The sequence below is a fragment of the Comamonas sp. FUJ_7 genome (assembly GCF_057369555.1).
The window spans coordinates 176,817-188,866 of the sequence record NZ_JBXXZI010000007.1 but is presented as its reverse complement, the minus strand read 5'-3'; the positions used below and the strand labels follow the sequence as shown (position 1 = coordinate 188,866).

4 protein-coding genes, 4 tRNA genes, 1 pseudogene and 1 riboswitch are annotated in these 12,050 nt (G+C 57.1%); of the genes and pseudogenes, 6 read left to right on the top strand and 3 right to left on the bottom strand.

Going from position 1 to position 12,050, the window contains the following annotated elements:
- The first annotated feature begins 3 nt into the window (after positions 1-3).
- The 3 genes from AC2I9W_RS12510 to AC2I9W_RS12500 all read left to right on the top strand — a co-directional run bounded on the left by AC2I9W_RS12510 (position 4) and on the right by AC2I9W_RS12500 (position 530).
- Positions 4-88: transfer RNA gene (locus AC2I9W_RS12510), tRNA-Leu, on the top strand.
- A 142-nt stretch (positions 89-230) separates the two neighbouring features.
- Positions 231-315: transfer RNA gene (locus AC2I9W_RS12505), tRNA-Leu, on the top strand.
- Positions 316-445: 130 nt separating this feature from the next.
- A tRNA-Leu gene (locus AC2I9W_RS12500) sits at positions 446-530 on the top strand.
- A gap of 61 nt (positions 531-591) precedes the next feature.
- On the opposite strand, the pseudogene AC2I9W_RS12495 reads toward AC2I9W_RS12500, so the two are convergent.
- A pseudogene (locus AC2I9W_RS12495) lies at positions 592-1,551 on the bottom strand (IS481 family transposase); the annotation flags it as partial.
- A gap of 187 nt (positions 1,552-1,738) precedes the next feature.
- Here AC2I9W_RS12495 and AC2I9W_RS12490 point away from each other — a divergent pair.
- Positions 1,739-1,823 (top strand) — tRNA-Leu (locus tag AC2I9W_RS12490).
- Between the two features lie 155 nt (positions 1,824-1,978).
- Here the strand turns inward: AC2I9W_RS12490 and AC2I9W_RS12485 are convergent.
- Together AC2I9W_RS12485 and AC2I9W_RS12480 are read right to left on the bottom strand one after the other, a co-directional pair.
- Positions 1,979-4,639 carry a DUF349 domain-containing protein gene (locus AC2I9W_RS12485; RefSeq protein WP_486410274.1) on the bottom strand — a complete coding sequence of 887 codons (2,661 nt, stop codon included), beginning with the start codon at positions 4,637-4,639 and terminating at the stop codon, positions 1,979-1,981.
- 215 nt (positions 4,640-4,854) lie between these two features.
- Positions 4,855-8,757 (bottom strand): DUF748 domain-containing protein, encoded by a 3,903-nt coding sequence (locus AC2I9W_RS12480; protein WP_486410273.1) that lies wholly within the window; start codon positions 8,755-8,757, stop codon positions 4,855-4,857.
- A gap of 875 nt (positions 8,758-9,632) precedes the next feature.
- Between AC2I9W_RS12480 and AC2I9W_RS12475 the strand changes: the two genes are divergently transcribed.
- Positions 9,633-10,499: a lytic transglycosylase domain-containing protein gene (locus AC2I9W_RS12475; RefSeq protein WP_486410272.1), complete on the top strand. Its 867-nt coding sequence runs from the start codon at positions 9,633-9,635 to the stop codon at positions 10,497-10,499.
- Positions 10,500-10,611: 112 nt separating this feature from the next.
- Positions 10,612-10,764: riboswitch (ZMP/ZTP riboswitch) on the top strand.
- Positions 10,765-10,797: 33 nt separating this feature from the next.
- Positions 10,798-12,045 (top strand): serine hydroxymethyltransferase, encoded by a 1,248-nt coding sequence (gene glyA, locus AC2I9W_RS12470; RefSeq protein ID WP_486410271.1) that lies wholly within the window; start codon positions 10,798-10,800, stop codon positions 12,043-12,045.
- The last annotated feature ends 5 nt before the right edge of the window (positions 12,046-12,050 follow it).

Here is a 12,050-nt window from a genome sequence, read left to right as displayed (position 1 = left end):
GATGCCCAGGTGGCGGAATTGGTAGACGCACTAGTTTCAGGTACTAGCGGGTAACTCCGTGGAGGTTCGAGTCCTCTCCTGGGCACCAAGTTTAACGACAACCAGCCTGGTTGCAGCAAACTTGGACAACATTCCACAAGGAATGTTGCAAAGTCCTACGGCATCTTAGAAAAATTGAAGATTCAGATTCGTTGCAAAGAATTGCAGTAGAATACGAAACTTCCCTGAAAGCCCAGGTGGCGGAATTGGTAGACGCACTAGTTTCAGGTACTAGCGGGTAACTCCGTGGAGGTTCGAGTCCTCTTCTGGGCACCAAATACAAAAAGCCGTTGCATGTATATGCAGCGGCTTTTTCGTTTCCCCCATCATCTGCTCTTTTGAGGAAAACGTCGCCATCTCGCGCCAACACTGCGCCAACTGCTATATAATTCGATCACTCTGAAATGCCCAGGTGGCGGAATTGGTAGACGCACTAGTTTCAGGTACTAGCGGGTAACTCCGTGGAGGTTCGAGTCCTCTTCTGGGCACCAAATACAAAAAGCCGTTGCATGCAAATGCAGCGGCTTTTTCGTTTTCCTCCCTAACCCACTTGTCGGGTCCCGGATGATTGCGCACGTTCTTGACGAATAAATCAGGCGCTTTCATCTTCCATTTTTTGAGTGCTTGGGCTGGGGCTTCGTGCCCCAGTGCCTTTTGCGGCAGGTGGTGGTTTTACAGCCAGACAAACCTGTGCAGTGTCTTCTCCAAATCCTCTGCGCTGTTGAAGTGGTGCGAGTGCAGTACCTGGCTCAGGCGGCCATTGAAGCTCTCTACCATACCGTTGGTCTGCGGCGTCTTGGGTTTGGTCAGTCGATGCTCTATCCCCAATGCTTTGCATAGCTGGTCGAATTCGTGCTCGCCTGAGGGCTGACGAGTGCGGCTTCCAAACAATCGGTCTGTAAACTCTTTGCCGTTGTCGGTGAGGATGGTGTGGATCTTGAACGCTGCAGCTTTGCGTACGGCAGCCAAGAAGGCTTTGGCAGATGCTGCCGTCTTGTGCTGCTTGATATCAATGAACACCCAGCGTGTGGCCCGATCGGTGGCAACAAAGACATAGCGGCGCTTGTCCTCATCTTGCATCTGGGGCAGGTACTTCACATCCACATGCACATAGCCAGGCTCATACGCCTTGAAGGGTTGGTGCTCGCCTTCAGGCTGAGGCTGCACGGGCAACCTGGAGTGTCACCGCCTGCGCAGCAGACGGTCCAGCGCAGAACGGCTCATGGCAGGCTCAATGAATTCTCGCACCACCGCCAACAAGTCATCCAGTGGCAGCAGCAAATGGCTGCGCAGATAAATAACCAGCTCTTCTTGCCCTGCATTGAGTGTCGTTTACAGGCGGTGGGCCGTGTGGCTGGCGTCATGCACCGAGACTCTGTTGCGCCACTTGCGCACGGTACCTATGCGAATGCCGTCTTGCTGGGCCAACTCTCGATCTGTAACGCCAGCTTGCTGCAATGCCAAGCGGGTGGCTGGTGTGGTCGCGGCGCTCCTATGAAGAGCAATCAGCATGGCAACTCCTTGGCACAGACTTGCCATGTTGCCAGAACTGCTTGCAGGACCTCTAGGCCCTGCAGTAACGGACGCTTGTTTTTAAGCAGCCAATCGTCCAGGTCCCGACACCTACTCTTTTGACAAAAACATCGCCATCTCGCGCCAACACTGCGCCAGCTGCTATATAATTCGATCACTCTGAAATGCCCAGGTGGCGGAATTGGTAGACGCACTAGTTTCAGGTACTAGCGGGTAACTCCGTGGAGGTTCGAGTCCTCTTCTGGGCACCAAATACAAAAAACCGCTGCATGTATATGCAGCGGTTTTTTCGTTTCTGCTTTATGCGTTTCTGCTTTATGCATTTAAGCTCTCCTCGCACTTCTATTTGATGTGCGCAAAAAAGGGAGTCCTGAGACTCCCTTTTTGATAGCTGCAAGCGCTTGATTTACTTACGCAGCAGCTGCTTGAGTGCAGCCTGCAGGCGACGTGCCGAAGCTTCGTCGCCTGCACTGGCCAGCACTGTGGCAACGTCCTGACCCCAAGTCTGCTGAGGCGATGGATCGTTACGACGGGTCAGCATCTGCAACTGCAGAGCACGGCGAGCAGCCAGCTGATCTGCAGGTGTGTGCACATCGGCTGCCATTTCCAGACGAAGCAGCGCCTCGGCAGCATTGCCCTTGGGTTCTGCTGCGATGGCGGCCATCCACGAAGAGCGCACAGGCGTAGTCACCTTGCCACCCAGTTGCTGGGCAGAAGGCATTTGCGCGGAGTCACGCGCCTGCCAGGCACCTAGGAGCTGGGTCAGGGCTTCGCCGTGGGCCTGAGCCGCAAGCTTGCGCAAGGCTTCCTGGGCATGCTCCACCGCATCACGCTGAGCCCGAAAGGCAGGATCTGCCAGACGCGGTCCACGCTCTTCACGCACAAACTCACGACGGCCACGCCCCATGTCCCGATTGCCATCACGGCCTGGGCGATCGCCACGACCGGCATCGCGGCCACGCGAGCCATCCTTGCGATCACCAGGGCGGCCTGCAGTTCCAGCAGCCTCCTTCTTCATTCCGGGACGATCATCGCCGCGCACAGCCACCACAGGGCGTGCAGGCTTGGCAGCCACCGGAGCTTCAGCTGCTTCTGTTTCAGTAGCTGCTTGCGCTTTTCCACCCTGGGTTTGAGCCTGATTTTCATCATTTTTCTCAGCGACAGGCTGAGCCTTCAGAGCCGCTTCCAACTCGCTCAGAGCGGTTCGAATCTTCTGGGCGTCACCACTGGCATTGGCCACCTCCACAGCCTTGGAGGCCTCGAGCACACGACGATCGTGCTCCGACAGCTCCACTGCCACCTGACTGCGACCGCCACGCTCCACGCTCTTGCGATTGAACGCTTCATCAAGGGGCTTGCGGAAAGCATCCCACAGCTTTTGCTCGTGCTTGCGATCCAGAGGCACGACCTGGGCTTCCGCCTGCCAACGCTGTTGCAAGGCCTTCACGGCATCGATACGCAGGCTTGGCGCTGCACCCAGAGCCGTGGCCTCATCGATCATGGCATGGCGACGCTCCAGGCTGGCCTTTTGCGCAGCCTGCAAAGGCGCTTCAGCAGCAGCCATAGCCTGTTTGAACAAGGGCTGCAATTCTGCAAAAAGCTTTTCACCAATGTGACCGCTTTCGCGCCAGCGCTCACCAAACTGGCGCAGAGCGCGCAGCATGGCCTTCCAATCCTGGCTAGCGGCGTTATCCGCAGCCCACGACTTGATTTCCTCAATCAGTGCCAGACGCTGCGCCTTGGCCTGGTTGCTGTCCTGACGAATCTTGTCGTGCCAAGACTCAACCACCTTGTAGGCAGCGTTACAAGCTTCATCAAATTTCTTCCACAGCGCATGGTTGGCAGCAGCGCCTTGGTCAGCGCTCTTCCACTGTTCGCGCAGGCTGCGCAAGGCTTCTTGAATCTTGCGACCACCCAGAGCCTGACCTTCAGGGCGATTTAGCAGGGCTTCCGCCTTGGCGACCAGTTCTTCGCGCAGCTTGTCTGCTTGTTCGCGCAGCCAACCTTCGGCTTCCCCCGCCGCCAGCAGCGCTTCGTGCACTTCATGCACCAGAGCTTCATCCACAAAGCGGCCATGGGTCTTGATCGCTGCACGCATAGCCTGCACTGCTTCGGAGCCTGCCTTGCTTTTGCCAGCCTCAATCTCCGTCTTCAATATCTGCAGTGCCTGACCCAAGCCCGCCTTGGCAGCTTCGACTTGCTCGGGGCTAGCCTTGCCACGACCAGCAGTTGCAGCGCGTGCTGCTGCAGGCTTGATCGCAGCTTCTGCATGAGCTGCCTCAGGAGGAAGACCGCGAGCCACACGAATTTCATCGGCCCAAACAGGCACAGTGGGCAGTGGCGCTGCTTCATCGACAGCAGCGGTTTCGGTCAGTGCCAAGGCAGACTGGAAGGCATCCCAAACCAGCATCAGTTGCGCAGATGCGGCTTCCAATTGCGGAGGAAAACGGCCGTCCACACTGCTCCAGCTGGCGTCGCCTGTCAGCTCCTTGGCCTGCTCTTGCCAGCGAACCACATCAGCCCCCAGAGCTTCGAGCGCAGCCTTGGCATCCTTCCAGGACTTGGTCGACAGCACTTCGATACGCTGAGCCAGCAGCAATGCCACTTCGCGCTGCACCTGGGTGCGGTGTTGTAGGTCTTCCACAGCCTTGATGCGCTCAACCATTTGGGCCTTGAACTGCGACAAAGGCTCGCGCGACAGCGCAGCACCGGCTTTGGCGGCTTCACGCTGCCAAGCTGCGGCTGCGGCTGCATCAAAAGGAGTCGCGGCCAGCAATGCTTGGGCCTTTTCAGCCCATTCCACGGAAATTTTTTCCTGATTTTCGGTGCGACGGATTTCGTCGAGACGTTCACGAACGGCACGGGCGGCGCTCTTGTCGCCCTTGCTCAGCTCCTTGTGAACGTCCTGGAGCTGCTCAACCGAGGGATGAGTAGCCAGCCAATCACGGATGCGAGCGGCGCGATCGCCCGAGGTCTCGGCGGAGAAAGCACCACCCGTCAATGCATCCAAAGGATGTTGCTCAGAATTCTTGGCAGAGGCCGGGGTCACTTCAGATGCATCAGACATGGTGCTGCTAAGAGAAATAGATGTCATGTAGGGGTCAGAAAATGCTTGGCAGCCGCCGCAATCCATGTTGCCGCCGACCTGTGCCAACCCACATGAGGGCAGACTTTCCAAGCGCAAGCCCAGGCACAGGGGTGCCTGGGAAAACCGGTATTTTCGCCTTTATTTAAAGGCAAGCCAAAAAATGCGAAATCGCCGCGGATTTCGTACTGTTTCGATCATTGTGCAGACAGGCTCAGCTGGGCACGCGGAGTCCAGTCTTTATCGGGCACATCCATCTTTGGAGCCCCCAGAAAAAGACGCTCCAATGGCAATTGCTGAGTAGCCAGATAGTCGCGCACCGCCACACCACGAGCCAATGCCAGCTCACGCATGGCGTCATCCGGCACAGTTATGCCAGCGACCAGCAAAGCGGTCATTTGCTCTGCCGACAACTCCTTGGCCATTCCGACCATATTGCGGGGCTTTTTGATATCGGCGCGGCTATAAACCGCCTTGAGCAAGGCTGGTCGCTCGGCTTCGCTGAAGTCCGTCACCTGATCACCGCTCTTGCCTTCACGGATGAGATTGCGGCGCTTCTGGGCAAGCATCAACCGATCCAGCTCGGCAAGCTTCCAGGCTTCCTTGTCCTCTGCCACGCGTGACTCCCCCACCACCGTCATCTTAAGGGCGGGCCGATCATTGAGTGCCTTGACGATTTTGGCCAGCTGCTCCTTGGCCTTTTCATCCAGCTTGGCACTACCAGGTGCAAACGCCACCCCTCCCGTCTCGTCGCCACCGGAGAAAGCGCCGGACAGCAAAGCAAAAGGTGCTGTCACAGCCTTCATGATGATGTTGCCAATGACCTTGAAGACAATAGGGGCCAGACGGAACTGTGGGTCATTGAGTGAGCCGCTGAGTGGCACATCCAAGTCAATCACACCATTGCGGTCAGAGAGCAGTGCCACTGCCAGCTTGACGGGCAACGAGGCTGGCGCACCTTCCACTTTCTCGCCAAAGGTCAGCTGACGCAGTACCAGCTTGTTCGATGCCGTGAGCTGGCCATCAGGTTGCACCTTGTAGTTGACATCCATGTAGAGCTTGCCGCGCTCAATGCCGTAGCCCGCATATTTGATGGAATATGGCGACAGCGGCGACAGCTCCAGGTCATTCATCTGGGCGCGCACGTCCAGCGCCAGCGGCTTGGCAAGCGGATTCACCTTGCCGCTGATGTCCAGCGTGGCGGTGCCCTGCGCCTTGCCCTTGATTTCCAGATCCGCCATCTGTAGCCCTTCGCCTCCTTGCGGGGCCTCGGAAGAGAAGGCACTCAGACGCCCTTTCAGCTCACTCAGATCGGCCGAGTAGTTGGGCTGAATGAAGTAATCCGAGAATTGAACCTTGCCCCCCGTCAGAGTGACAGGTCCCACCTTGATGATGGGGGCGGGGCCGCTTGCCTCGGGCGTGACAGGCTCTTGCACCTTGTCTACCTCTGGCGCTTCGCCGTCCTGTGCCTGAGCATTGGCTTGCTCGTTCTGGGCCACCGACTGCTCGGACGTTTCGCTCTTGACGATGTCCTGCAAGTTGATCCGGCCATTGCGCTGCACGATGACACGCGCAAAGAAGTCGCTCAGCGCTGTTTCACGCACGCTGACTCGCAGTGGTTGCGCTGGCTTCATGCTCAAATCGAGACCGCGAACGGCCAGCGTCTTCCAGGCCAGCAAGTCATCCCCCAGCCCCAGACCCGTTTTCGCAGCCATCGCTTTGGCACGGTCCGCCGTGGAGTCGTTAAGCACAGCCGTCAATGCGCCTTTTGCCGTATGAGGCTTGTCCGCCTCCTCTTTGACGGGAGCCGCCAGAGTGGAGCGCACGCGCAGATCGCTCAACTCCACATCGCCCTGCACAGCCAGTTGCGGCCCCTTGGCATGTGCCAAGTACTGGAGCTTGCCCTTGAATCCGCCATCCGCCCGCACAAGATCAACATTGAGCTTGTGCCCGAAATAAGGCTCAAAAGCATGCAATGGCAAAGCCTTGGCCAGCAACTGACCGCTGGCAGAAAGCGGAGTCAAGCCGAACTGCCCTTTGAAGTGCAAACTGCCCGCCTGCACGCGGCGACCTGCCACGATTTGCGCAGCCACTTCCAGCGGCGTCGGTGCCGCCTTGGCTGCCAATGGCTCCAGCGCTCCCAGCCGCACCTTCAGAGCATTCACATCCAGCTGTACGGGCGGCGCATTCTGCCCCTGAGCGGGTGCCGCATCACGCAACTGCACCGCCCCGCCGTCCACCGCGATTGACGCCAGTTTGATGGACCATGGCTGGCTTGGCTCAGTCTTTCCAGGCTGCTTTACGACCCTTCCTCCGCCAGAGGCTGCCGGCAGCCAGCGCTCATACATCCAGCGTCCCTGTGCATCGCGCTGCGCAGCCAAGCGAGGCTTTTGCACCGTAATGCCATCTACCAGTACTTGCCGGGCCGCCAAATCCACATCCACACCACTGAGCTTGATTTGCTCGACATTGATGGGCGCTTGCTTGTCCTTGACCTGCACCCCGTCTGCAGTCAGCTCAGCCACCCTGGCCTTAATGCCAGCTTCATCCCAGGACAGCTCTGCGCCAGAGTTAAGCATGGCACTCAATTCAGGCTTGAAGTGCCCTTCTATATAGGGGCGCACCCATTGCAATGGCAATTGCTCCAGTGTCAGTTGAAGCTTGCCGCTCTTGACTGTGGCCTCACCCTCCACTTTCAGTTGCGCAAGCTTCTCGGGCTGGGCTTTACCTCCCTCATTCAGGCCTGTCGTCGCCAGCAGTTGCAAGGGCTCATTCATGGGCCACGTGACACTCTTGATCTGTACTGCCAAAGGTGCCATGGTCAACTGCGCCACTGCGGCCCCGGCGCCCTCATCCCGCCAGTGCACGATACCCCCTTCAACATCAAGCTGCTGCAGGCTAAGCGCCAAGGCTGGAGAGGATTTCTCAGCTCCGGCATTGGCAGGTGCCTCATCCAGAGGTTTAGCAGCCCCCTCCTCCACAGCTTCGACTTCCGCCTTCGCAGTGGACTCACCGCCTGTACCTGCAGGCACATTTAGCCCCAACCAGTTGATAACCCCTTGAGCATTGCGACTGGCATGAATTTCAGGCTTGACCCAGCGCACCGACTCCAGTGTTATTTGGCTTTGCAAGGGCTTCACATTGTTGAGTTGCAACTCCAGCGCCTCAAAACCCAACAAAGGATTCCCTTGGCTATCCTGCAACGCCACATCACTCAAAGCCAGCTTGCCACTAATGCTCACCACCGCCTGCTCTTGATCTTCAAAACGAATCTGCAAGTCCGTATCCAGCACGCCTGATCGAGGCTGTATCGGAACGCTGGCTGGCACATAGCCAAGATACGGCGTCAGATCAATGTGATCCCACTTGAGGGTCATTGCTGTCTGGCGACCATCTGTGAATGGGGTACTTTCTCCAGAGGTATCGAATTTGCTGCCATTGAGATCAAACGACAGATGCGGTTGCACCTTGACTTCACGCTTGGAAGCCAGGTTGCTGATAAACGGAATGCTCAACTGCAAATCTTTGAGCTCATGCTTTTGCTGCACCGACTCGTCATTGAGCTCAATGCGTCCATCACGCAAAGCGATGTTGTAGAGCGCAAAGCTCAGAGGCTTGGACGGCTCTTCATTCTTTGTCTCGCCAAACTTGGCGATCACATCGTCAATATCGAGTCTTCCCATGGAATGCTGAGTCAGTCGCACTACCGGCCCATCCAGCTCTATCGCATCGAGCACAGGCGCCAACCGAAACAAAGACTGCGCGCTGAGATTGATCAGAATGCGCTTGATCTCCAACTGAGGCTCGGCTGCATATTTCAAGTCTTTTGAGACTCCAGCGCTTTGCACACCTGCGCCATCAGCTATATTTTTTATAGCTTTATCAATCACCAAGTCATGCAAGGTGACTGCCATCGTCCAAGGGGAAAACTCCACCTTGCCCACATGTACTCCTCGCCCCAGCTTTTCAGAGCCGTGCTTTTGCAACTGACTCTTGGCAATGGAAGGAACCAGCGCCCATAACAGCAGCCATAACAGCAAAAGACCAGAAACCGACCAGATCAGCCGACGTAGCCAGCGATTCGATGTGAGCAAAGACATGAGCAATTCTTATTGGGGGCGAAAGCTGAAAGCCTCCCTCGGCTTTCAAAACCTGAGTTCACAGGGCACCAGAAGGCAACTGTAGCAAGAGTCCTCTTGGGAGCATCTGGCCAGTGCTCTGTATATAGATAGAGCACCCAGGAATCTTCTTGGGAAGTTTGCGCCATGACAGACATGAATTCGAGGGCGATGCCAGAAAAAATGCAAACAATCCACTACTACCTCATGCCCATGCATGTCCCATGAACGACAAAGCCCGGAAGTGGCAAAACCAGCTTCCGGGCTTTACGGCCGGTACCAGACCGGGCCGTCTTCGCGGATCAAGGAGGGTATGGTCCTTTCCGCGGGAAGCAATGATTGCTTCCTTTTTTGGCCTCAAGCGAAGATAAAGAGCAAGTGCCAACAGCCAGTGAAATCAAAGGCCATGGCGGAGTTTGCTTTTCCTTTCCTTTGGCAAGCACCTGCAACGTGCAGGCAGATTCACTATATCTTTGCTTTTGTAGGGTTTCCAGCTTTTTTGCGCTTTATTTCATCTTCATGACAAATAAAACGATGTGAGCGTGTACACCTATTGAAAGCGTGATCTTTTGCTGCTATTTTGCAAGCAAGCTGTATATACATACAGTTTTTATATTATTTAAAATTCTAAAAATATATTTCTATAGTATTGACTCTGTATTTAGGGGGCTTCTAGAATCCGCCAGCGCTCGAAATGAGCGTTTTTCGTTTTCGCTGCCTCACGACTGAGCAGACCGACAAGCGCCTCCCTGGCGCTTTTTAATCGGCCCGCAGCAAACCTCATCGGCGTGTTGCCCTGGTTGCACCGTGTGATTGAACCGGTACCACCTCGGGCGATAGCCAAGAAAGGACAAGCTATGCCAGCGTCAGGAAAATTAATCGCCTCTGCGCGAACGTTGGGCCATCAAACGGCTCACGGTTTTCTTGCTCTTACCCACAACGGTTTCGCCCTCCTGGGCTTGGCCGTGGCCATTTCGGCCTTGATTTTGATCTCCCGTCCGGACCTGCGTCTGGCCGGTGCGACCGAGCTGCGCGAGTGGCTTGACAACCGACTGCCTGCGACCGCCATTGCCGTGGCTGACGAAGAGACAGAGATATCCGCTGTTTCCTCTCACCTCATTGCTGCCAGCGATCGGGCAACTGCAGTCAACCCGCAGAACCTGCCCAAGGAGCAGGCGGCTGTGGCCTATTGGCTCAGCAAAAAATACCGCGTTGCACCCGAGCCCATTGCCGCTCTGGTCAGCGAGGCCTATGCACAGGGCAAAGCCAACAAGCTGGACCCCACACTGATTCTGGCCATCATGGCCATTGAATCCAGCTTCAACCCCTTTGCACAAAGCCCGGTCGGCGCACAAGGCCTGATGCAGGTCATGACCAAGGTCCATACCGACAAGTACGAAAGCTTCGGTGGTCAGCATGCTGCCTTTGATCCTGTCACCAACCTCAAGGTCGGTGTCAAGGTGCTCAAGGAATGCATTGCACGCGCTGGCTCCATTGAAGGCGGTCTGCGTTACTACGTCGGGGCAGCCAACCTGCCCAGCGACGGCGGCTATGCAGCCAAGGTCCTGGCAGAGCACCAGCGCTTGCGCCAAGGAGCCGGCCTGCGCGCCACCCCCGTGGTAACCACCAACACCGTCACAGCCGACAGCAAGTCCGCTATCAGCACCGAGTCCACCAAGGTCTCTCATGCAGATCAGGTGGTGGTAGCAGACTCCCGCCTGTAAGTTCCACATTTGCCATTTTTCAAGCTGGCTTTGGCCAGCTTTTTTATTCCTGATGCCACTTTGCAGGAAAAGTCGACCCAGGCATCTGACCTAGGTCAGCTCAGCTACACTAACGGGTGTACGCAACTGGCGATAGGCGCAGAAACCTCTGCCGCTGACGTGGAATCCGGCAGACTGCAAGGTCTGTGAACCACCGGGGAGCGTACCGCCCAAGGTCGACGTTTGAGACCTGCAAGCGTTTCAGCCGTTCGCCTGGGCAGCCCTTGCTTCAAGGGAATTTCTAGTTCACAGGACTGCCATGTTTCAACGCACCGATACCGTCGCTAAAGTCGACCCCGAACTGTTTGCTGCCATTGAGGCTGAAAACCATCGTCAGCAAGAGCACATCGAGCTGATCGCCAGCGAGAACTACTGCTCGCCCGCCGTGATGGAAGCCCAGGGCTCCCAGCTGACCAACAAGTACGCCGAAGGCTACCCAGGCAAGCGCTACTACGGTGGCTGCGAGCACGTGGACGTGGTCGAGCAGCTGGCCATCGACCGCATCAAACAAATCTTTGGCGCTGAAGCCGCCAACGTGCAACCCAATTCCGGCTCCCAAGCCAACCAGGCTGTGCTGATGGCTTTTGCCAAGCCCGGCGACACCATTCTGGGCATGAGCCTGGCCGAAGGGGGTCACCTGACCCACGGCATGGCACTGAACATGTCCGGCAAGTGGTTCAAGGCTGTTTCCTACGGCCTGAACGCTGACGAAGCCATCGACTACGACAAGCTGGAAGAGCTGGCTCGCGAGCACAAGCCCCGCATCATCGTGGCTGGCGCTTCTGCCTACGCTCTGCGCATCGATTTCGAGCGCTTTGCCAAGATCGCCAAGGAAGTCGGCGCCATCTTCTGGGTGGACATGGCTCACTACGCCGGTCTGATCGCTGCTGGCGTGTACCCCAACCCCGTGCCCCACGCTGACGTGGTCACCACCACCACCCACAAGAGCCTGCGCGGCCCCCGTGGCGGCGTGATCCTGATGAAGGCTGAGCACGAGAAGGCCATCAACAGCGCCATCTTCCCCGGCCTGCAAGGCGGCCCTCTGATGCACGTGATCGCTGGTAAGGCTGTCGCGTTCAAGGAAGCCCTGACTCCCGAGTTCAAGGCTTACCAAGAGCAAGTCGTGAAGAACGCCAAGGTGTTCGCCGAAACCCTGACCGAGCGCGGTCTGCGCATCGTCTCCGGCCGCACTGAAAGCCACGTCATGCTGGTGGACCTGCGCGCCAAGGGCATCACGGGCAAGGCTGCTGAAGCCGCTCTGGGTCTGGCTCACATCACTGTGAACAAGAACGCCATCCCCAACGACCCCGAAAAGCCTTTCGTGACCAGCGGTATCCGCATCGGCACTCCTGCCATGACCACCCGTGGTTTCGGCGAAGAAGAAGCCCGCATCACTGCCAACCTGGTGGCTGACGTGCTGGACAAGCCTGAAGACGAAGCCAACCTGGCCGCCGTGCGCGCCAAGGTGCAGGCTCTGACGGCCAAGTTCCCCGTTTACAGCAAGTAAGCAGG

Excerpts from the sequence above, each read along its gene's own strand:
- AC2I9W_RS12475 (WP_486410272.1), top strand. The coding sequence starts at position 9,633 with ATGCCAGCGTCAGGAAAATTAATCGCCTCTGCGCGAACGTTGGGCCAT.
- AC2I9W_RS12485 (WP_486410274.1), bottom strand. The coding sequence starts at position 4,639 with ATGTCTGATGCATCTGAAGTGACCCCGGCCTCTGCCAAGAATTCTGAG.
- AC2I9W_RS12480 (WP_486410273.1), bottom strand. The coding sequence starts at position 8,757 with ATGTCTTTGCTCACATCGAATCGCTGGCTACGTCGGCTGATCTGGTCG.
- glyA (WP_486410271.1), top strand. The coding sequence starts at position 10,798 with ATGTTTCAACGCACCGATACCGTCGCTAAAGTCGACCCCGAACTGTTT.